General features: G+C 48.8%; 20 protein-coding genes. 17 read left to right on the top strand and 3 right to left on the bottom strand.

Features of this window, described 5'->3' with window-relative positions; translation table 11 throughout:
* The first annotated feature begins 23 nt into the window (after positions 1-23).
* From EZ315_RS08060 to prmA, 9 genes are all read left to right on the top strand, one after another.
* Positions 24-1,469: a transcription antitermination factor NusB gene (locus EZ315_RS08060; RefSeq protein ID WP_135471618.1), complete on the top strand. Its 1,446-nt coding sequence runs from the start codon at positions 24-26 to the stop codon at positions 1,467-1,469.
* Between the two features lie 101 nt (positions 1,470-1,570).
* Positions 1,571-1,891 (top strand): preprotein translocase subunit YajC, encoded by a 321-nt coding sequence (yajC, locus tag EZ315_RS08055; protein WP_135471617.1) that lies wholly within the window; start codon positions 1,571-1,573, stop codon positions 1,889-1,891.
* A 3-nt stretch (positions 1,892-1,894) separates the two neighbouring features.
* Complete coding sequence (locus EZ315_RS08050) at positions 1,895-2,866, top strand: YbbR-like domain-containing protein (RefSeq protein WP_135471616.1); 972 nt, start codon at positions 1,895-1,897, stop codon at positions 2,864-2,866.
* 4 nt (positions 2,867-2,870) lie between these two features.
* Complete coding sequence (gene coaE, locus EZ315_RS08045) at positions 2,871-3,458, top strand: dephospho-CoA kinase (protein ID WP_170957493.1); 588 nt, start codon at positions 2,871-2,873, stop codon at positions 3,456-3,458.
* Positions 3,459-3,642: 184 nt separating this feature from the next.
* Positions 3,643-3,840, top strand: a complete 198-nt coding sequence (locus EZ315_RS08040; protein WP_135471614.1) for a YtxH domain-containing protein — start codon at positions 3,643-3,645, stop codon at positions 3,838-3,840.
* 80 nt (positions 3,841-3,920) lie between these two features.
* Positions 3,921-4,118: a YtxH domain-containing protein gene (locus tag EZ315_RS08035; protein WP_135471613.1), complete on the top strand. Its 198-nt coding sequence runs from the start codon at positions 3,921-3,923 to the stop codon at positions 4,116-4,118.
* Positions 4,119-4,247: 129 nt separating this feature from the next.
* Complete coding sequence (locus EZ315_RS08030; protein WP_135471612.1) at positions 4,248-4,586, top strand: hypothetical protein; 339 nt, start codon at positions 4,248-4,250, stop codon at positions 4,584-4,586.
* Positions 4,587-4,588: 2 nt separating this feature from the next.
* Positions 4,589-4,873: a hypothetical protein gene (locus EZ315_RS08025; protein WP_135471611.1), complete on the top strand. Its 285-nt coding sequence runs from the start codon at positions 4,589-4,591 to the stop codon at positions 4,871-4,873.
* A gap of 73 nt (positions 4,874-4,946) precedes the next feature.
* Positions 4,947-5,795 (top strand): 50S ribosomal protein L11 methyltransferase, encoded by an 849-nt coding sequence (gene prmA / locus EZ315_RS08020; protein WP_135471610.1) that lies wholly within the window; start codon positions 4,947-4,949, stop codon positions 5,793-5,795.
* A gap of 265 nt (positions 5,796-6,060) precedes the next feature.
* Here the strand turns inward: prmA and EZ315_RS08015 are convergent, their stop codons facing one another.
* Entirely contained in the window at positions 6,061-6,666 is a 606-nt protein-coding gene (locus EZ315_RS08015) for a YqgE/AlgH family protein (RefSeq protein WP_135471609.1), read from the bottom strand.
* A 108-nt stretch (positions 6,667-6,774) separates the two neighbouring features.
* Positions 6,775-8,115, bottom strand: coding sequence for a tRNA (N6-isopentenyl adenosine(37)-C2)-methylthiotransferase MiaB (miaB, locus tag EZ315_RS08010; protein WP_135471608.1), 1,341 nt, complete (start codon positions 8,113-8,115; stop codon positions 6,775-6,777).
* 75 nt (positions 8,116-8,190) lie between these two features.
* Between miaB and EZ315_RS08005 the strand changes: the two genes are divergently transcribed.
* Entirely contained in the window at positions 8,191-8,625 is a 435-nt protein-coding gene (locus tag EZ315_RS08005; RefSeq protein ID WP_135471607.1) for a hypothetical protein, read from the top strand.
* A 37-nt stretch (positions 8,626-8,662) separates the two neighbouring features.
* Complete coding sequence (locus EZ315_RS08000; RefSeq protein ID WP_135471606.1) at positions 8,663-10,159, top strand: succinate CoA transferase; 1,497 nt, start codon at positions 8,663-8,665, stop codon at positions 10,157-10,159.
* A gap of 61 nt (positions 10,160-10,220) precedes the next feature.
* Here EZ315_RS08000 and EZ315_RS16350 read toward each other — a convergent pair whose 3' ends face one another.
* Positions 10,221-10,385 carry a hypothetical protein gene (locus tag EZ315_RS16350; RefSeq protein WP_161903504.1) on the bottom strand — a complete coding sequence of 55 codons (165 nt, stop codon included), beginning with the start codon at positions 10,383-10,385 and terminating at the stop codon, positions 10,221-10,223.
* 275 nt (positions 10,386-10,660) lie between these two features.
* Between EZ315_RS16350 and EZ315_RS07995 the strand changes: the two genes are divergently transcribed.
* The 6 genes from EZ315_RS07995 to EZ315_RS07970 all read left to right on the top strand — a co-directional run bounded on the left by EZ315_RS07995 (position 10,661) and on the right by EZ315_RS07970 (position 21,195).
* Positions 10,661-11,539, top strand: a complete 879-nt coding sequence (locus tag EZ315_RS07995; RefSeq protein WP_135471605.1) for a TIM barrel protein — start codon at positions 10,661-10,663, stop codon at positions 11,537-11,539.
* A 113-nt stretch (positions 11,540-11,652) separates the two neighbouring features.
* Complete coding sequence (locus tag EZ315_RS07990) at positions 11,653-13,128, top strand: DUF4992 family lipoprotein (protein ID WP_135471604.1); 1,476 nt, start codon at positions 11,653-11,655, stop codon at positions 13,126-13,128.
* A gap of 29 nt (positions 13,129-13,157) precedes the next feature.
* Positions 13,158-16,469, top strand: coding sequence for a SusC/RagA family TonB-linked outer membrane protein (locus tag EZ315_RS07985; RefSeq protein WP_135471603.1), 3,312 nt, complete (start codon positions 13,158-13,160; stop codon positions 16,467-16,469).
* Between the two features lie 12 nt (positions 16,470-16,481).
* On the top strand, positions 16,482-18,680 hold the full coding sequence (locus EZ315_RS07980; RefSeq protein ID WP_135471602.1) for a RagB/SusD family nutrient uptake outer membrane protein: 2,199 nt from the start codon (positions 16,482-16,484) through the stop codon (positions 18,678-18,680).
* A 97-nt stretch (positions 18,681-18,777) separates the two neighbouring features.
* Entirely contained in the window at positions 18,778-20,517 is a 1,740-nt protein-coding gene (locus EZ315_RS07975) for a thrombospondin type 3 repeat-containing protein (protein ID WP_135471601.1), read from the top strand.
* Between the two features lie 15 nt (positions 20,518-20,532).
* Positions 20,533-21,195, top strand: coding sequence for a DUF3826 domain-containing protein (locus EZ315_RS07970; protein ID WP_135471600.1), 663 nt, complete (start codon positions 20,533-20,535; stop codon positions 21,193-21,195).
* The last annotated feature ends 117 nt before the right edge of the window (positions 21,196-21,312 follow it).

Here is a 21,312-nt window from a genome sequence, read left to right as displayed (position 1 = left end):
CAAGAAATAGCTCTTTAAAAATTATGATAAATCGAGTTTTGATACGTATCAAGGTAGTGCAGCTGCTTTACTCTTATCTTCTTTCGCAGAACGAATTTCGCATCGAATCACAGGTGGAACACCCCTCCCGCGACAAGAAGTACGGCTACTCTCTATACCTCGACCTGCTTATGCTTGTGCTTGAGCTTTCAGGGATAGATGTCTCCAACGGACGTCGTGAATCCCCACTCCGCGGACTTGCCCGCATCAAGCACATCAACCAGGGCCAGCTGGCAAAGTCGCTCAACGCCAATTTCGAAATCCGCGATATCATAGTAAAGGAACGTGCCAATCCCGAGCTGTTCGATGCCATCATCCCGTCCATCTACGAGGCAATCCCCGAACTTCCAGCCTACAAGAGCTTTGCCAAGATCAAGGCACCTACGCTTCATGACGAGGTGGTGCTCTGGCTCTCTATTGTCGAAAACCTGTTTGCCAAGAACCAGGCGTTCATGAATGCCGCGCGTGAAAACGAGGATTTCACCATGGCAGGCTTCGAGCGCGGTATAGCCTCACTCAAGTCCACATTAGGGAACTACGGCGACAACCGCTCGCTCTTGATCCATGCCCGCAACTCGCTCGACCATTCAATGGAAAAGGCGTACGAGCTGTATCACGATCTTCTTCTCCTTGCCTCAGAGATCACCGATGAGCAGGCCGAGCGTCTCGATAACGCCAAACATAAGTTCTACCCTACCGACGAGGACCTGCACCCCGACATGAGATTTGTAGCGAACAAATATGTGCAGGAACTTTCAGCCAACGAGGAGTTCCGCAGCTTCATCGAGGACAAAAAGGTCACCTGGGTGGCGCAGGATTCACTCATCACAGATCTACTCACTGCCATCCTGGAATCGGACATATACCGGGAATATATGGCAAAGCCCGGCGAAAAGACTCTTGAAGAGGATGCCGCATTGTGGCGCGCCTTATATAAAGATGTGATACTCCCGTCCGATGCCCTTGCCGAAGCCCTTGAGTCAAGGTCGATATACTGGAACGACGACCTTCAGGAGATGGGGACATTCGTGCTCAAGACCATACGCCGCATAGGCATGCTATCGCAGGGCGAAAACAGCAAATCGCACCCTATCATGCCGATGTACAAGGATGACGAGGACAGCCGGTTCGGAGCCGACCTGTTCAACAATGCAGTGAAGCACTGCAACGAGTACAAGGAGCTGATCGAGAAGTTTGTCAACACCTCCCGCTGGGACGCCGACCGTCTGGCATTCATGGATATAGTGATCATGATCACAGCCATAACCGAGATCATAAACTATCCTTCCATACCTCTTGCCGTATCGTTCAACGAGTATATCGAGATCGCCAACTATTACTCCACTCCCCGAAGCGGAGCATTCATCAACGGCATCCTCTACTCGGTGACAAAACATCTTAAGGAGGAAGGCACCCTTCTGAAAGCCTGACACCCATTTTCTCTGCACACCAAGCAGCAGAACAGAACCCGCAACGCCCTACGAGCGTTTAATAAAACAGAATAACCCAAACACTAAAAAACTTATAAGACATGCTTAACACCATCCTTCTCCAAGACCAGGCAGGCTGGGCCAACATCGTAATGATTGTCGTGCTCATCGCCATCTTCTATTTCTTCATGATCCGCCCCCAGCAGAAGAAACAGAACCAGATAAAGAAATTCCGCGAAGGCATCAAGGTAGGCGACCGCGTTGTGACCGCAGGCGGCATATACGGCAAGGTACGCTCCATCGAGGACACCACATTCTCACTTGAGATATCCAAGGATGTGCGCATCACCATCGACAAGGGCTCCGTATACCCCTCTGCCCAGCAGGCATCCGAGGACGCTGCCCAGGGAGAGAAAAAATAAACGATGAAAGAAAAGCTACAACATACAGCAGATAAGGTAAGTACAGCCCTTCGCTCCAGCAGGGGGAAGGATGTGCTTACCTATCTTATGTTCGTAGCTGTGGCTTTTGTTTTCTGGGTGTTCATGTCGCTCGACACCGAGGTGCAAAGGGACTTCGAGGTGCCGATTGAAATATCCGAGGTGCCCGACAGCGTGACCCTCATCGGACAGGCTCCCGAGATACTATCGGTAAGCGTCAAAGGCAAGGACTCACAGATGCTGCGTTTTCTGTGGGGTAAGATATCGCCGGTGAAATTCAAGTGGAAGGAAAACATCTCCGACAACTACATGCACCTGCCGGCAACACGCATAGACTCCAGACTCCGAGAATATTTCGGACCAGGGATCGAACTGGTGTCCTACCGTCCCGATTCAATCCACATACCATTCACAAGCCGCCCAGGCGTAAGGGTCAAACTTAACATCCAGGCAGACGTACACCCCAATCTGCAATATATAGTGTCAGGCAGGCCGTATGCCAACGTGGATTCCGTGACGCTCTACTCAACCAACGGTATACCACATACCCTCAAGGCTGTGAGCACCGAGCCTATAGTACAGTCGGAGCTAAAGGACACCACACGCTTCGAAGTCAAGGTAAAACCCATAACAGGGGTGAGAATAATCCCCGACAAGGTGATAGTGACCGTGCCTGTGGAGCCCCTTATAGCCCGCAAGCGCATGGCGACCATAGTCACCCAAGGGGTACCTCCAGGCAAAAACCTCGTGACATTCCCTTCTAAAGTCGAGGTGTCGTATCTTGTGCCTATGAGCGCGTACAACGATGAATACCCGCTGAAAGCGTTTGTGGAATACGAGGACGTGAAGATGCCAGGCAACAAGATCCCTGTAAGCCTTTCGATGCTACCGAGCATATACCACAACGTATCGGTCAATCCCGAAAGCGTGGAATACATAATCGAGGATGCCCAATAGATCCATGGAGCGGTTAATAGCGATAACAGGAGGCATAGGAAGCGGCAAAAGCGTAGTGAGCCGCATAGTAAGTGCCATGGGATATCCGGTATACGACTGCGACACACAGGCGCGCCGGCTCATGGACAGGAGTGACTCCATAAAGAGTGCGATAGCCGAACTCATCGCACCATCATGCATAATAAACGGAGAGATCGACCGCGCAGCACTCTCAGCGGAGGTGTTCAGCTCGGCTGAAAAACTGGAATGCCTCAACGGCATCGTACACGGAGCTGTCAGGGAGCATCTCGCCATGTGGAGCAGCCATCCTGACCGCGCAACCGGTATACGGTTTGTGGAGACAGCAATCCTGTATCAAAGCGGGCTTGATACCATGGTCGATGAGGTATGGCAGGTGGACGCCCCTGAAGAACTGCGCATACAAAGAGTGATGGCCCGCAACGCCATGTCACGCTCGCAGGTGACAGACCGCATCAAATCACAGGACTCCTATATCCCAGCCATCCTCCATCGGCACACACGCCTAATCATCAACGACGGCGACGCGGCAGTGCTCCCTCAGGTAGAGAGACTAATAGACGAATTGGCATAGGCTTAGAAAAAATTTAACTTAAATACTTGGTGAGGGGGAAAATTGTTAGTAATTTAGAGGGCATAAAATATTTTTGCCTACGCAGTGAACATTCAGCCGGGAGGCAGCGTTAGGAAAATAGATTATTAACCCCGCCGAAAAGCCGTCAGGCACATAGGCTCAAAATAAATAAATTACAACAGTTATGAAAGCATTAAACATTGTGCTCGCAGTAGTAGGAGGTGCCATAGCAGGTGCCGCAGTAGGACTCCTTCTCGCCCCCGAGAAAGGTGAACACACCCGCAAGAACATTGTGAAATATCTCGAAAGCAAGGGCATCAAGCTCCAGAAGAGCAAACTTGAGGAACTCGCCAACGAAATCGCTGACGAACTGGGCAAGTAATCACCCCCTGCTGTTCCTGCCGTTAAGAAGCAGGCACTAATCACTACTTATTCTAACACAACTTAACAATCACAAGCATTATGTCAAACTTATCCATGCTCTATGCATTCATCGGAGGCGCAATCGTAGGCGCAGGCGCAGCCATCCTCTTCGCACCAGAAAAGGGTGAGGACATCCGTGCACGCATCGCCGACCTTCTCCGCAAGAAAGGCATACTCTGCTCCGACAATGAGATCGATGCCCTGGTCGAGCAGCTGACAACTCAGATTGACGACTAATATACACGGCAATTAACGTCGTTGTAGCAGTATAATCACGCGACATCACTTATAGGGGCACATGGACACAACATCTCATAGTGCCCCTGTTGTATTGTGTTACAACCATTCCTCACTCCCCCCTTGTTTATGTCTGAAATCCGCGAACAATTATCAAGCATCTGGATTGAGATAAAGGAGACCCTTCATCTCAATCTTGACTACGCCAAACTTACAGCAACGGAAAAGATCACCGTGCTCCTGTCGACCATCGCAATCGTACTGATATGTTTTGCCGTCGGCTCCATAGTCATCTTCCTGGTGGCACTCGGATTGCTGCTGCTGCTCGCCAAAAGCACCGGACTCTTCGGAGCATGCATGATTATGGCAGGAATATTTGCAGTGTTGCTCATAGCCGCCCTACTGCTACGCAAGCAGCTGGTGATTGACCCGATAGCACGTTTTCTGTCTCAATTATTCCTGAAGTAACCATGGCAAATTCCAAACAACTCCCGCATACTACCACCGAATGGACAGGTTACACCCTTGATGAGCTTCGCTATGTGCGCGCCTATACAGCCGCCCGCATGGAGCTCAACCGCGAACGTGTAATATCACGCATCGACGGAATGCGAAAAAAAGGGTTCAAGCCCGGCGCGCCGAAAGGACTGATAGGCAAGGTTGTAGGTGCTTTCGGATATCTCGACATAGTGCTGATAGCCTGGCGTGCAGGCAGAAAGCTGTTCAGGGTGACACGAGCCATAAAAGGGAAATAAGCATCCACACGCATACTCCTCGCCAAATATAACTACAAATGCCTTAGTCCCCTCACAGGGGATCGAATACATTATGAATGATTACACAGAAGTGAGGCTCGGACTCGAACCATGTTCCGAGACGTTGACCGACATTCTCGCCGCAATGCTTGCGGAAGAGGGATATGAAAGCTTTGTACCCGACTCCATGGGGGTCACTGCTTATATACGCAAAGAGGCTTTCGATCCGGACGCGCTCGACCGTATAATACGCGAATTCCCAATGGAGACAGCTATCACCTACTCCCATTCAATTGTGGAGGGGCAGGACTGGAACGCCGAATGGGAAAAGAACTATTTCAAGCCGATAGTAATTGACAACCAGTGTGCGATACACTCATCCTTCCACAAGGATGTGCCTGAATGCACCTACGATATACTTATCGACCCGAAAATGGCATTCGGGACCGGACACCATGCCACCACAACACTTATACTCCGCCGGCTACTCGGAATGGATCTTGACGGAAAGAAAATGGTGGATATGGGTACCGGCACCGGCATACTTGCCATACTCGCCGACATGCGTGGCGCAGCAAGTGTCGATGCCATAGAGATTGACGAGTTTGCTCACGAGAACGCTAAGGAGAACCTTAAGCTCAATCGCTCGGAAAACGTCACACTGCATTTAGGTGACGCATCAACCCTCGCAACCATACGTGATGTAGACATATTCGTCGCAAATATCAACCGTAATATCATAACAGCTGACCTCCCTGCCTATGCCGATACTCTATCGCCTGGCGCGTCGGTGATCCTCAGCGGATTCTACGAGGAGGATATACCTGTGATAATGAAAGCGGCTGAGACTCTCGGTCTCGAATATGCCGACCATACCGTTCTGGACAGGTGGGCGTCACTGCACCTCAAAAATCAGATATAGTCTTTAAGACCAAAGGTCCATATTAATCTTAGACCAGAGGTCCAAAGAACCTAAATAAGACAGGAGAACAGGAGAACTTTCTGACCAGAGAACTATAGAGCCATATTTTTTGATTCTATATTTTGTTCTCCCTGAATTGTTCTCCTGTTCTCCTGTCTTATTTAATCCTTTAGTTCTTTGGACCTCTGATCTTAAAGTTCTCCTGTTCTCCTGTCTTTATAGCCCTTTGGTTCTTTGGTCTGAATGTCCTCTGGTCTGAAAGTATTCAATTTACCATGGGGTTCTGAGGATGATAGAGCCATCCGCGGAAATCGGTGCCGAGCGAGCGCACAGCCCTGTGCCAATAGGCATCGCCATCACCCTTCAGCAACTCATGTCCTGAGCCTGACATCGGGGATACGGCCCACACATTGCGTGAAAGCTCCTCTTCAAGCTGACCATCGCTCCAGCCGCTATATCCAAGGAAGAAACGTATGTTGCCCTCAAGCTCATAACGGTCGTTGATTATTGACAGCATGGGATCAAACTCTCCTCCGATCCATAGACCGTTGCCGAGAGGCTGTGTGCCCGGAATTATGTCGCCGAGGGTATGAATGAAGAACAGACGGTCAGCAGCCATAGGACCTCCGCAATACACAGGGATAGGTTCCTTGACGGTGACCCCCTCTACAAGATCCTGAAGCGAATAGTCCGAAACATTGTTGAGCACCACGCCCATTGCCCCGCCGTTAGGCTCGTACTCCACAAGCGCGATCACGGCATGATTGAAATACTCCTCGTGCAGAAAAGGCTCGGAGACGAGCAGTGCTCCCGGAGCCGGCATATGACCCGAGGGGATGTCTATATTGAACAGCAACGACTTGTAATCCATTTTACACCAATTTTAAAGTATCATTTCGACGTGAGTGAGGGAGTGAGACCTCCCCTACTCTTTTAACAATGATTAGTGCCGAAAAGTTAGATGGCTGACAGTGGAAATCTATACCAACTCTCCGATGAGAGTGGCTGACGACACCGAGACCACTTTCACCCTTACTGTATCGCCTATACGGCATTCGCCACGAGGGAACACGAGGGTCTTGTTCTGCTGATTCCTACCCACCATCTGCTCCTTGCTTCGCTTCGACACTCCTTCGACAAGCACATCGAAAGTCTTGCCTATATCCCTGCGGTTGCTCTCCTGGGAGAGCTCGTTCTGAAGGGCTATCATGCGGTTGAGGCGGTCGATCTTAACATCCTCCGGCACATTGTCGGGCATGGTGCGGGCTGCAAGGGTGCCCGGACGCTCGGAGTATTTGAACATGAATGACGAATCGAATCCCACCTCACGCATAAGCGAGAGTGTCTGCTGGAAATCCTCCTCGGTCTCATTGTGGAAACCCGTGAACATGTCGGTGGAGATACCGCAGTCAGGTATGCGTGAACGAATAGCCTTGATGCGGTCGAGATACCACTCGCGAGTGTACCTGCGGTTCATGGACTTGAGCACAGAATTGCTCCCCGACTGCACCGGAAGATGTATGTGCCGGCATATGTTGGGGCGCGAAGCCACCACGTCGATTGTCTCGTCGCTCATGTCCTTGGGGTGAGACGTGGTGAAACGTATACGCATGTCAGGCGCTGCATCAGCCACCATGGCAAGGAGCAGAGGGAAAGTGACCTTGCTCCCATCGGGGCGTTCATAGCAATAGCTGTTGACATTCTGCCCGAGGAGCGTCGCCTCCCTGAACCCTCGCTTGCGCAGGTCGGCAAGCTCGGCGAGAATGCTTTCAGGCTCTCGCGAACGTTCGCGCCCGCGGGTATATGGCACTATGCAGTAGGAGCAGAAATTGTTGCACCCGCGCATGATGCTTATGAAGCCCGACACCTGATTGCCGGTGATGCGTGCCGGGATGATGTCGCGATAGGTCTCAGTGGTGCTTAGCGTCACATTGACCGCCTTCTCCCCTGCCTCAACCGAAGCAAAAAGTGCAGGCAGATCGAGATATGAGTCCGGACCTGCAACAAGGTCCACGCCATGGTTGACCACAAGGTCATCCTTGACACGCTCAGCCATGCACCCTATCACTCCGATGATAAGCCTCGGGGAAGTCCTGGGACGCTTCCTGCGCAACGATGCCAGGAAAGCCAGGCGGGAAATTATCTTCTGCTCGGCGTTATCACGTATCGAACAGGTGTTGAGAAGCACTGCATCAGCCTTGTCGATATCATCGGTAAGGTCGTATCCGACGGTGGCCATCACTGATGCCACCACCTCACTGTCTGCCACATTCATCTGGCAACCGTAAGTCTCTATATATAATGCTCGGTTTTGGTCCATTGATTTTTTGGGAAATAGCGCAATATTCTGTATATTTGCGCAAACTTTTCCACAAAGTTACGAAATTTTCCGCAAATGGAGGATATAATAATATGGATAGTGATCATCGCGGTCGGCATGGCAATAGAATTTCTCAAAAAGAAAAAAGCCGAAGGCGATGAGGACATACAAGTCACGGAGCGCAAGCGACAGCCGCGCCCCGCGTCGCGTCCTGCGCCATATAGAGCGCCATCTGTAGACAATAACGATGTCAAAGACAATGGCACCACACGCCATCCCATCCATCCTAAGCCTGCGCCGGCTCAATCAGGCAATCAGGCACAGCCCGTCAGGCACAATCCATTCCGATCCTCCTATCAGCCCATAGCCATGAGCGAAAACATGGAGGAAGAAATCTCCGTGGAGCAGCCTGCTGCCACCACAGCTCCTTCCGACGAGGAGAGAGACGCACACTATGCCCGCTGGCGTCAGGCGATCCTCGACACACAGATACTTGAACGGAAATTCTAATATCAATAATAGAAATATAATAAACCCATCATTGACAATGAGATTCCCGATTCTCACTCCCGAAGAGGCTGCTGAGCTCTTCTACAACGACTGTAACTGCGGATTCTCCGGTTTCACCGCCCCCGGGGCTCCCAAGATGGTAACCCAGGCCATCGCAGCCAAGGCCGAAAGACTGCATGCCCAGGGCGAACCATTCAAGATCAATATCGTCACCGGAGCATCAACCTCCGACAAGTGTGACGGCATGCTCGCACGTGCCAACGCCATAGGCCGACGCACCCCCTATCAGAACCATCCCGATCTTCGCAAGCGCATCAATTCCCACGATGCCCACTACTTCGACCTCCACCTTTCCGAGACAGCCCAGAAGCTGCGTTACGGATTCATCGGCGACATCGACATCGCCATCATCGAGGTCAGCGACATCCAGGACGACGGCACCGTAGTGGTAGGAACCGGCGTGGGAAATGTGCCCACCATAGCCATGATGGCGAAGCGCATAATCATAGAGCTCAACGAGAAACTGCGTCACGCCCTCTACGGACTCCACGACATCTACATCCCCCTCGATCCCCCATGCCGCCGCGAAATCCCCATATTCAAGCCGAGCGACCGCATAGGTTCACCTGTGCTCAAGCTCGACCCCGAGAAGATCGTGGGCGTGGTGATGAGCGACAGCTACGAGGGAGTCAGGCCTTTCACTCCGCTTGACGACACCACTAAGATGATCGGGGCAAATGTGTGCCGCTTCCTCATAGGAGAGATGAAGGCAGGACGCATACCCTCGTCGTTCCTCCCCATCCAGTCAGGCGTGGGCAACGTTGCCAATGCCGTGCTCTACGGACTCGCCGACGCCAAGGAGATCCCGCCGTTCCAGATGTACACCGAGGTGATACAGGATGCCGTGATCGAACTCATGAAGAACGGACGATGCAGCTTCGGCTCCACAAGCTCGCTCACCGTGAGCAACGAGGTTGAGGAAGAGGTGATAAGCAATATCGACTTCTTCAAGGAGCATCTGGTGGTGCGCCCTGTGGAGATATCCAACAATCCCGAGGTGATACGCCGCCTTGGTGTCATAGCCATGAACACTGCCCTGGAGGCCGACATATTCGGCAACATCAACTCCACTCATGTGACAGGAACCAAGATGATGAACGGTATCGGCGGCTCGGGCGACTTCACACGCAATGCCTACGTATCCATCTTCTCATGCCCGTCCATCACCAAGGAGGGCAAGATATCCAACATCGTGCCTATGGTATCGCATGTGGACCACACCGAGCACTCCGTGGATATCCTTGTCACAGATCAGGGAATAGCCGACATGCGCGGACTCGATCCGGTGCAGCGTGCCGAGACCATTATCAACAATTGTGCACACCCGATGTACCGTGAGCTCCTTCACGACTATCTCAGGATGTCGACACGCGGCGGTCAGACTCCCCACACTCTCGAAGCTTCGCTGGCGTTCCACACTGAGTTCCTTGCTTCGGGCGACATGCGCAATGTCAACCTCGGAAAATATCTATAAGACCAGAGGACCAAAGGACCAAATAAAGACAGGAGAACAGGAGAACTTTCAGATCAGAGAACTATAGAGCCATATTTCTTGATTCTATATTTTTTCTCTCTGAATTGTTCTCCTGTTCTCCTGTCTTTATAGTCCTTTGGTTCTCTGGTCTAAAAATTCTGTTTTCCTGTTCTCCGGTCTTTATTTGGTCCTCCGGTCTGAATTTATGAGGGTTTTCCTGCCTCATATTCTTATCGTATAAAATACAATAAGCCCCATAAGTGTTAATTTCACACTTATTTTCCAAAAATATTTTGGCATTTATAAAATAATATATATCTTTGCATCATCTAAGTGATAGATAGGTCAATCCATAGATATAAGATAAAGTTCTCCATCTTGTAAAGATGCTATACTCTACCATTCATTTCCCGCAAGGGATCCACGTAAGAAACTCAATTCTTGTATAAGATACAATAAGTGTTTTCATGTAAATTTTTGTCACCTTAAATCTAAGAAGCAATGATTCCAAAGAGACTATTAAGTCTTTTGCTATTGGCATTATTAGTGTTCCCGGCTTACCTCGGGATCAGCGCAGGCGGGAACCGGTACAAGGTTGCCGCCTGTGACTGGATGATGCTGAAGCGACAGAAGCTCGGTTCCTTTAAACTTATGCACGAACTCGGTGGTGACGGAGTGGAGATGGATATGGGCGGACTCGGCGTGCGCGACACGTTTGACAACAAATTCCACCACCGCCATTTCCGCAAGCTATTCCGTGAGACAGCCGACAGCCTCGGGGTGCTTGTCCCCTCGGTGGCTATGTCAGGGTTCTACGGACAGTCATTCCTCACACACCATAATTATAAGGCACTCGTTGAGGACTGCCTCTCCACCATGCGCGTCATGGACTCAAAAGTAGCCTACCTGCCGCTCGGAGGGATAAAGGAGGACTGGACAAAGCCCGGTCCGGCCCGCGACGAACTGGTGAAACGTCTCCACGTGGCAGGAGTGATGGCTGAAGCCGACGGACTGGTGATAGGGATACGCACACCTCTCGACGCTAAGGAAAACATACGCCTGCTCAAAGAGATCGACTCTCCGGGCATAAAGATATACTATTCTTTCCAGACAGCACTCGACAATCACCGCGACATCATCAGCGAGCTCAAGACGCTCGGCAAGGACCGTATATGCCAGATACACGCCTCCAACACCGACGGAGTGACCCTCGACCGCGACACGGCCCTCGACATGCCGAAGATCAAAGAGACCCTCGACAAGATGGGGTGGAGCGGATGGCTCGTGGTGGAACGTTCACGCGACGTGAAAGAGGTGCGCAATGTAAAGAAAAATTTCGGCACCAACATAAGGTATCTCAAAGAAGTGTTCCAAAAATGATGCTTCACAACGACATATGACCCATAAAGGTCAGATTGCAAGGTCGCGGCATGCCGCGACCAATGCTGCATAGAAACGTAATTTATTAATCTTTTATCATTTATATTAACACCATGAACAGCAAAATGCAAAGAATCAGTAGTATTTCGTGCGCTGCTTTGGCTATTATGCTATTGTCATGTGCCGATGACGGCTTTGACGATTCAGAAAAGTTTGAAAGCACGGTAAGAAATGCTCAACTCGTGTCGCCGACAATACAGCCGAGCGACCTTAGCGTCGTGAACAATCCCGATGGGACAGAAAGCGTAAGAGTACAATGGCCTGTAGTTGAAGGAGCTAGTGGATATCTCGCCAACGTTGCCATTGTCGACAATCCTGAAACACCCGATTACATCGTCAAAGATCAAATGATCGACGGATGCTCTATGACATTTGATCGTCAAGAGGACACAAAGTACAAGATTTACATCAAAGCTATAGGCAACAAAAAATTCAATAACACAGATGCCCCTGAAGCCTCTGTCATCGACTATAGTTCTTATGTAACGGCAATTGAAATCCCCGAAAATGAAGAGATCGCAGAATTCGTAAAGAAGAATCTTCCTGCACCAGGCACAGAGACAGCATTTGCTCTAAAAGCCGGAGGTACATACCGACTCAATGATGCCGCCGATTTCAACCTCGTTCAGTGCCAGCTCCGTGGGGATAAAAACAATCACCCAACCGTGATCGTAGGTGAAAAAGGTTGTATCAAGATCCAAAACGGCTTCAAGCTCCGTTACATTAATTTTGATTGCAAAGACATGAATAATGTAGGACTGATAAGACTCGCTGATGTCGCTGATCCTACACTCCGTTTCGATGCATTAGGTTATAATGGTGGTAATGCAGCCAAGGCATTTCTCATTAAAAATCCTGTAATGATTCAACATTGCTGGATCAAGGATCTAAAGGCAGGAGTCATTGCCGGTAGTAACGAAGACTGGTCGTTGGCTGATTTTCGTCTTGAGGATTGTATTATACAGCTTCATCTTGACAAATCATTCGGTGACAAGTCATTATTGAACCTTCAATACTGCACAGCAGAACAATCCATTGGCGGATGGAAATTATGTGCTCATTTCAAAGATCTATCCGTGAAAAACAATACTATATTCAATACCCAAGTCAATGATAAAACTTATTTTATACGTTACGCCAATGGCAGTAACTCCGATCCATCCAAGACATGGGGACCCGGTCACACATCCACACACAAATGGTTCAACAATACTTTAATTCGTACATTCACTGGTAAAGACTTTGGTAATAACATACAAAGAGGTGTGACCCATATCATGGAAAACAACATATTCTATGACACATACCGTATCAACAAGTATGCTCGTGGCACAAAACAAATTAAAGACAATGTTTTCTGTTATAAGGATGGTAGAAAAATTGATGGCGGTGACTCGTCATTCGGCTCTGTTGATGACGGACTGAACTTCGATTTCTCCCAGACAATGGATTTCTCCAAACCCAACGCAGGTCTTAACTTCAAGCCCAACACAAGCACCAATGCCGGTGATACTCGTTGGTTTAAATAATTCAACTTTAAATCTAAAAAAACCACACAATGAAACAATATATAGCAAAACTATGTTTCGCGTTGCTGGCTCTGTTTATTACATTACCCGCATTAGCAGATGATATATTATACTCGGCTACGGTAATGGATGCCAATGATGAACCGTTGATGGGAGCAACCGTCAAGGTCCCTGACACCCCTAACATTACCGTTACAGATCTTGACGGCAACTTTACAATAAAAGTACCAAAAGGTGGAATAGTCGAAATCTCATATATCGGCTTCCACACAGAAATAATAAAAGATTTTAATATAAAAACCATAATTCTTAAGGAGGACTCCCAAGCCCTTGACGAAGTGGTTGTTGTAGGATACGGCACTCAGAAAAAGGCCCATTTGACAGGCTCAATCTCAACCGTAAACATGAGCGATATAACAGACCTCTCCACTGGTAGCCTTGCATCATCACTCAGTGGTCTTGTAAACGGACTTAGTGTCAGTGGAGGTGAAGCTAGACCTGGCGAATCCCCCAGAATGTATATACGTGGTGCCGAAGATATGAGTGCCGTGGGTAGTAGCGCACAGGAACCATTGTTTGTAATTGATGGCTTTGTGTCAACCTCTAGTGCATTCAACAATCTTGACAGCAACGATATTGAAAGTATATCTGTCCTCAAGGATTCATCAGCAGCAGTGTACGGTGCGCGTGCAGCCAATGGTGTGATCCTAGTAACTACCAAACGAGGCAAAATCGGCGAGCCTGTTATCTCCTATAGTGGATCTGTAGGTATTGCCGATGAGATAGCTCGTCCCAAGATGCTCGATGCATATAATTATGGTCGTCTCTACAATATAATGGCCGCTGCAGATCCCACTAATACCGGTCTTGATCTTCGCACTGATCTTTTTCAATCTGATGAACTTGATGCCATGCGTAACCTCAACTATGACCTGCTTGATGCAAACTGGAAAACAGCATGGACTCAGAAACACAATGTAGGTGTAAGTGGTGCAACAGAGAAAGCGAACTACTATGCAAGCATATCTTACTTCAAACAGGACGGTAACCTCGGTAAACTTGATTATGACCGTTGGAACTATCGTGCAGGTGTTGATGTGACTCTCAAAAAATGGATAAAGGCAAGCTTGCAAGTATCAGGAGACTACGGCAAAAAGAATTCTCCTCTTATCAAAGTTGGCGGATCTGGAACAGATGACTATAACATGCTTCTAACTCATCCCAGATACATCCCAGAATACGTCAATGGTCTTCCCATCACACCCTACGGTCCCACCAATTCTCGTCAGGACCAACAGCAAGATTACAACTTCTCCGTACTTCAGGATCTTGGTGACTACTCCAATAATATGACCAATAACCTACAGATCAACTCATCGCTTTCTGTAGACTTTGGTTTCATCCCCGCACTTAAAGGGCTCAACGCTCGTTTCACTTATGGAAAGAATATCTCTAACAGTAAGTCTAACGAGAAAGGCTCCAATTACAATCTCTACTATATGTCAGAGCGATTCGGTAGCGGTTCACACCTCTACACCCCGATTCCTAATACCGACCAAGAAGAGATTGATCGTATCATGTCTGAAGCCAATTTCCTCCTTGCCAATAATGGACAGCCAATAGCCAACGGCTCTACAAACGGCTATCTACGACGCCAAATGAGTCGCACCGACAATTATCAGATGAACCTTCAGATCAATTATAATCGTCAGTTCGGTGATCACTCCTTAGGAGCACTTTTCGCAATTGAGAAATCAGAATCCGAGTATGAATATCTTATCGGTCGCGTTACCGATGTTTACGAGTTCGGCACAGACCAGTCAAATGCAGTAGGACCTAACAACGATCCGTCCACCGAATTCAAACGGACAGAATCGGGAACACTCTCCTATATCGGTCGTGTCAACTATGCTTTTGCTGACAAATATCTTCTTGAATTCCTTCTGCGTGTAGACTCATCCACTAAATTTGCACCGGAAAACTACTGGGGTACATTCCCCTCCGTATCTCTCGGTTGGGTAATATCACAGGAAAACTGGTTCCGCAACAATGTCACATGGATCGACTATCTTAAAATACGAGCATCGTATGGTCTTACGGGTCGCGACAACACTGTGGCATGGCAGTGGATGCAAAATTACGGCACTGACGCCGACAAGGGTCCGATCTTCGGCATCGGTAACAATAATCCTGCAGGTAGCCACATCGCTCTCAATAAAAACAACGCAGCCGTTAACCGCGACGCACATTGGGACAAATCCTACAAGTCAAACCTCGGTATCGACTTCAATGTGCTCCATAATCGTCTTGCATTTAATATCGATGGATACTACAACCGAGAACGCGATATGCTAATGCCTTACAGGGCATCAATCCCAGGTACTGTAGGAACACAGTCTGCTAACGTTAACTACGGACAAATGAACAGCTGGGGTGTAGAACTTGCAGCCACATGGCGAGACAAAATCGGCAAAGACTTCTCTTACAAGGTAAATATCAACACCGGATATTCCGATAATGAAGTAATCCTCATGGACTGGAATACCAAAACTGAAGCATACCGTCAGATCTACAAGGGGCACCGCACCGATATGGGCACCTGGGGCATGCAATGTCTTGGTATGTTCCGCAGTTTCCAGGATATCGAAGAATATTTTGCTAAAAACAATATAACTTCATATATGGGTATGACCAAAGACAAAGTTCGACCTGGTATGCTCATCTACAAAGATATACGTAGCAAACAGAATGCTGACGGATCATACGGAGGTCCTGACGGCATTATCAGTGAAAGTGATGATAAGGTATGCCTGTCAAACAGAGCAAATCCTTATCATGTAACAATGAACCTCACGGCAACCTACAAGGCATTCTCACTTACCGCCCAAATGAATGTAAACTGGGGTGGCTATAGCTTTATTCCGTCCAAATCTCTTAAACCAGGCAAATCAATTGAGTATACCAATATGCCATCATTCTGGAATCCTGATGATATGTATGTCTATAATGACATCTATGATAACAGTGGAAATCTTATTATGGCCCAGAATCGAGATGCATATCTTCCAAACCTTGCATACTCTAATGTAAACTCTGTTACATCCTCTTTCTGGCGTGTAAGCGGCACTCGTGCCACACTCAGTCGTCTGACCCTAGCTTATAGCCTACCAGCTTCAATACTCAAACATCTTGGTGTATCAAGCTGCCGTTTTAATGTCACCGGTCAGAACTTACTTAGCCTCTATAACCCTTATCCCGACAACTTCATAGATCCTATGATGTCGTATGGAAACTACCCAATTCTTCGCAAGATCACTTTGGGTCTTAATCTATCTTTCTAAAATCTAAAAATAATGAAATCAAAATACTTATCCTTAGTTCTACTCTCAGCTGCAGCGTTATCCTCCTGTAGCGATGACTTCTTGCAGGAAAAGAAGAACTACGAGCAGACTGATGTGAATGCATACAACAGCTATGTAGGTTCTCTCGGTCGTCTTGCTGATTGCTATATGCTCTCACTCCCCGATGTTAATGGCAACCCCGGTTGGCAATACACCAGTACCGGTAAAAGTGACGATCTATCCAAATGCACTGAAGAATATTATGGGTTCGGAATTTTTGTAAATCCTGAAAAAGAACTGTCTGCAATCTCCGGTAATGTCGTTCCCGATTACTTTCAGGGAGATGCAAGCAATATTAGAGCCAGTGCTTGGGGACGCATCAGAAACATCAATGATTGCATACAAGGTATCAGCAACAGTACTCTTTCTCAAGAACAGAAGAACGAACTTCTCGGTCAGGCATATTTCCTACGTGCATGGTGCTACTATCTTCTGGTGAAATGGTATGGCGGTGTACCCATAATCACCGAAGTGCAGCCACCTTTAGCAACATCCGTGACACCACGCTCAACAACCAAGCAGTGCATTGAATTCATATGTTCAGATCTTGACCACTCTGCCGAACTTCTAAAACCTTTTACCACAAAAGGAGGCTGGAGCACAGGCGAATATGGGCGTGTGACTTCCGGTACAGCTCTTGCACTCAAAGGTCGTGTGCTCCTACTTTGGGCAAGTCCTTTATTTAACCGAGAAAATAAAGAAGAGCGTTGGCAACATGCATATGAAACCATGAAAGCAGATCTTCCGATTATAGAATCATGCGGATATGGTCTTGCATATGAGAACAATCCAGGTACCAACGCTTCCAATTGGGCTAAAATGTTTGTTGAAGATGGGGTTAACAAAGAAGCAGTATTTGTTGTCCTTTACAATAACAAGGCATCCGGCGGTGTACCGGACCTTCATCGCAATAACCCCTGGGAAAGAAGTATTAGACCGGCCAATACATTGGCAAGTGCAAGTTCAACACCAACCTCCAACATTGTAGCTCTTTTCCCTATGGCAGACGGTCATCGTCCGGCATCATATGATTCCTATAAGACTCTTCCTGCATCAAGTACTTATGACTATGACAAGGCTCACCCTTATATGAATCGTGATCCTCGTTTCTATCGTACATTTGCCTTTACCGGGGTTAGGTGGCGTTATGATGGCAATCCGATGAACTCAAACAACAACATTCCCTATCAAGGCAACAACTACGATCTTTGGAGCTATGTATGGTACCTTACCGATGAGGCTCGAAATAATATTGTTGATGGAAAGACATATGGAACTGACGACCTCCTTGACAAAGCTAAAGGAATGTATATTCGTAAACGTTCCGATGATGCAGAGTTGGGTTCCGCTCGTTACGTATTCAATACTGATCAAAATGGTTTTGGTCTTTCTGCTGCTCCATATATGGAAATTCGCTTCGCTGAGGTTCTTCTAAATCTTGCTGAAGCTGCATGTCAGTCAGGTCATCCTGCCGATGCTATTGAAATATTGAAACGTATCAGAAGCCGTGTATACAACGACAAAGAAAACTGTGGTATTGAATCAAATCTCTCAGATGCTCAATGTATGGCTGCTATCCTTTACGAGCGTCAGATAGAGTTTGCGTTTGAAGGCAAACGTTTCGATGATCTACGCCGATGGATGCTTTTTGATGGCGGTGTCAATATCCCTGCCGGAGCTCCATCCTCCTGGCGTCTTACCGGTTGGGGCGGTAACACTTGTGATTATCTCGGGTTCACACCTCTTAATGGTACGCGCCGCGAAAGAATCGAATACCGAGTTAAGGCAGACTACAACGGAGGTCTTGGTGCCGACAAATGGGTAGTAAAGGGCAATGAACGCATAAATCCAGATCCATTGGCCGATGTGAAACGTCCCGCAGCCATCAATCTTAATGAGGGTAATGCAAATAAGCTTAATCAAGCTTTCACTGCTCTCAACACGTTCTATGATACATATCTTGAACGCAACGATCGTCCAGGTGATGGTCTGACCAGTGCTCATACCGAACTTTACATCAACTTCCTTCCAAGATATTATATTCTTGGTTTCGGAAAATCGATGGAGAACAACAGGGAACTCCCACAGAACATAGGTTGGGATGATCTAAATTCAGGTGCACCTGGCACTTTCGATCCTCTTGCTGAATAATAGAATATTGTAATTATTAGGCTGATTCGGTATTGTCAGTCTAACCGACAATACTGAATCAGTCTTTAATATGTAACCCTAACAAATCATTAATGCAATGAACCGCAGAAAAGCTTTAACAGCAGCTCTCTTCTCACTGTCGCTCATGGCTCCGACTGCTATGATGGCGCAGTATCCTCAGCTGAACGCTGACGCAAGAAAAACCTACGACGTACTCATGTCAACCGCACGCGCCCACTCCGACTCGGCATGGGCGGTTGCCAAACCCATCGTTGACAAGGAGGCTCGTGAGGGCCGTCCGTACGTGCCCTGGGCTTCTCGTCCGGACGATCTTCTCAAGGCAAGCATCCCTGCATTCCCAGGTGCCGAAGGTGGCGGAATGTACACCCCCGGCGGACGCGGAGGCAAGGTGATCACAGTGACCAACCTCAATGACAGCGGTCCCGGCTCGTTCCGCGAGGCTTGCGAGACAGGCGGTGCACGCATAGTAGTGTTCAACGTCGCAGGAGTGATCAATCTTAAGACCCCTCTCTATGTACGTGCCCCCTACATCACTATAGCCGGACAGACAGCTCCCGGCGATGGTGTGTGCATAGCCGGCGAATCGTTCCAGGTGGATACCCACGATGTGATCGTACGCCACATGCGTTTCCGCCGCGGCGACACAAGGGTTCATTACCGCGAGGACTCATTCGGAGGCAACCCTGTGGGCAACATCATGATCGACCACTGCTCTGCCGAATGGGGACTGGACGAGAACATATCGTTCTACCGTCACATGTACGATCCCAGCGAGGGTCAGTACCAGAGCACCGACCTCAAGCTCCCCACTGTGAACGTGACCATACAGAACACCATTTCTGCCAAGGCTCTCGACACTTACAATCATGCTTTCGGCTCGACTCTCGGAGGAGAGAACTGCATGTTTGCCCGCAACCTTTGGGCAAGCAACTCGGGACGCAATCCGTCGATAGGATGGAACGGTGTGTTCAACTTCGTCAACAATGTAGTGTTCAACTGGGTGCACCGCTCATCGGACGGCGGTGACTACACTGCCAAGTTCAATATGATCAACAATTACTACAAGCCCGGTCCTGCCACTCCTAAGGAGGGCAACATAAGCCACCGTATCCTCAAACCTGAGGCTGGAAGAAGCAAACTCGACCACAAGGTGTACGGACGTGTGTTTGCCGAAGGCAATATCATGGAGGGATTCCCCGAAATCTCTGCCGACAACTGGGCAGGAGGCATACAGATCGAGACTGACCCCGACTGCGGCGAACACACCGCATACATGCGTTCAAAGACTCCTTTCGATATGCCTTATGTGCGCATAGCATCAGCCGACGAGGCTTACGACTTCGTGCTCAAGAATGCGGGAGCCAACATCCCCTGCCGCGACATAATAGACCAGCGCATCATCGAGGAGGTAAGGACAGGTGTCCCCTACTACGATGAGAAGCTTGCCAAAAAGCACCACGGTGACATCAGCGGACTCGCTCCGAAATCAATGGGTGACGGACAGTTCAGGTATCGCCGTCTGCCCAAGGATTCCTATAAGCTCGGCATCATCACCGATCCCATGCAGATGGGCGGCTATCCCGAATACAAGGGCACACCCTATGTGGACTCTGACGGCGACGGTATGCCTGACGCATGGGAAATCGCCAACGGTCTCAACCCCAACGATCCTTCGGATGCCAACGGCGACTGCACCGGCGACGGATACACCAACATCGAGAAGTACATCAACGGTATCTCCACCAAGAACTATGTGGACTGGAAAGATCTCCGCAACAATTACGACACTCTTGCCGCCAAAGGCAAACTAATGTAAAAAGCTGAACAAGACATGAAAAAATATATCCTCGGATTGCTCCTGGGTGCGTTCGCAATGAACGCCTGGGCTGTAGACCTCAAGACTGAGGGGCGTGACCCTGCCTACGTGGAGTCGATCGTGAAACGTTCACAGAAGATTGTCGACAAGCTCGGTATCGATGATGCCGCCAAGGCTAAGGAGGTGACCAATATTGTCGCCAACCGCTATTTCAAGCTCAACGACATCTATGAGGCACGCGACGCCAAAGTGAAGGCAGCCAAGGAGACTCTTACAGGCGATGCCAAGAATCAGGCTGTACAGGCAGCCCAGAACGAGAAGGACGCGGCTCTCTACCGCTCTCACTTCGAGTTTCCCGCCGATCTGTCGCTCTATCTCACTCCCGAACAGATCGAAGCTGTGAAGGACGGCATGACCTATGGAGTGTTAAAGGTCACCTACGATTCTCACCTTGACATGATCCCTACCCTCACGGATGAGGAGAAAGCGCAGATAATGGCATGGCTCATAGAGGCCCGCGAACTTGCCATCGATGCCGAAAACTCCAAAATGAAGCATGATGCTTTCGGAAAGTACAAGGGCAGAATCAACAACTACCTCACCGGACGCGGCTACAATCTGACCAAGGAACGTGAGGAGTGGTATAAGCGCATCAAAGCCCGCGGAGGCGAGATCTAAGGAACGGAATCCTATAAAAAAATGAGCGGAGGGGGCGTGCCCCCTCCCTGCTTTTATATTCATGCAGGACAAAGTACATCATACCATAATCCTATTAACATCATCAGCCGCAGGCTG

The sequence above is a fragment of the Duncaniella freteri genome (assembly GCF_004766125.1).
Classification (GTDB): Bacteria; Bacteroidota; Bacteroidia; order Bacteroidales; family Muribaculaceae; genus Duncaniella; species Duncaniella freteri.
Note: the sequence above shows the minus strand (reverse complement) of the source record. Positions and strands in the feature narration are given on the sequence as shown.

Bases quoted from the DNA above. Each gene is read 5' to 3' on its own strand.
- EZ315_RS07980 (WP_135471602.1), top strand. From the start codon at position 16,482: ATGAAATCAAAATACTTATCCTTAGTTCTACTCTCAGCTGCAGCGTTA.
- yajC (WP_135471617.1), top strand. From the start codon at position 1,571: ATGCTTAACACCATCCTTCTCCAAGACCAGGCAGGCTGGGCCAACATC.
- EZ315_RS08005 (WP_135471607.1), top strand. From the start codon at position 8,191: ATGGAGGATATAATAATATGGATAGTGATCATCGCGGTCGGCATGGCA.
- coaE (WP_170957493.1), top strand. From the start codon at position 2,871: ATGGAGCGGTTAATAGCGATAACAGGAGGCATAGGAAGCGGCAAAAGC.
- miaB (WP_135471608.1), bottom strand. From the start codon at position 8,115: ATGGACCAAAACCGAGCATTATATATAGAGACTTACGGTTGCCAGATG.
- EZ315_RS08025 (WP_135471611.1), top strand. From the start codon at position 4,589: ATGGCAAATTCCAAACAACTCCCGCATACTACCACCGAATGGACAGGT.
- EZ315_RS08035 (WP_135471613.1), top strand. From the start codon at position 3,921: ATGTCAAACTTATCCATGCTCTATGCATTCATCGGAGGCGCAATCGTA.
- EZ315_RS08030 (WP_135471612.1), top strand. From the start codon at position 4,248: ATGTCTGAAATCCGCGAACAATTATCAAGCATCTGGATTGAGATAAAG.
- EZ315_RS07995 (WP_135471605.1), top strand. From the start codon at position 10,661: ATGATTCCAAAGAGACTATTAAGTCTTTTGCTATTGGCATTATTAGTG.
- EZ315_RS07990 (WP_135471604.1), top strand. From the start codon at position 11,653: ATGAACAGCAAAATGCAAAGAATCAGTAGTATTTCGTGCGCTGCTTTG.
- EZ315_RS07975 (WP_135471601.1), top strand. From the start codon at position 18,778: ATGAACCGCAGAAAAGCTTTAACAGCAGCTCTCTTCTCACTGTCGCTC.
- EZ315_RS16350 (WP_161903504.1), bottom strand. From the start codon at position 10,385: ATGAGGCAGGAAAACCCTCATAAATTCAGACCGGAGGACCAAATAAAG.
- EZ315_RS08015 (WP_135471609.1), bottom strand. From the start codon at position 6,666: ATGGATTACAAGTCGTTGCTGTTCAATATAGACATCCCCTCGGGTCAT.
- EZ315_RS08040 (WP_135471614.1), top strand. From the start codon at position 3,643: ATGAAAGCATTAAACATTGTGCTCGCAGTAGTAGGAGGTGCCATAGCA.
- EZ315_RS07985 (WP_135471603.1), top strand. From the start codon at position 13,158: ATGAAACAATATATAGCAAAACTATGTTTCGCGTTGCTGGCTCTGTTT.
- EZ315_RS08000 (WP_135471606.1), top strand. From the start codon at position 8,663: ATGAGATTCCCGATTCTCACTCCCGAAGAGGCTGCTGAGCTCTTCTAC.
- EZ315_RS07970 (WP_135471600.1), top strand. From the start codon at position 20,533: ATGAAAAAATATATCCTCGGATTGCTCCTGGGTGCGTTCGCAATGAAC.
- EZ315_RS08050 (WP_135471616.1), top strand. From the start codon at position 1,895: ATGAAAGAAAAGCTACAACATACAGCAGATAAGGTAAGTACAGCCCTT.
- prmA (WP_135471610.1), top strand. From the start codon at position 4,947: ATGAATGATTACACAGAAGTGAGGCTCGGACTCGAACCATGTTCCGAG.
- EZ315_RS08060 (WP_135471618.1), top strand. From the start codon at position 24: ATGATAAATCGAGTTTTGATACGTATCAAGGTAGTGCAGCTGCTTTAC.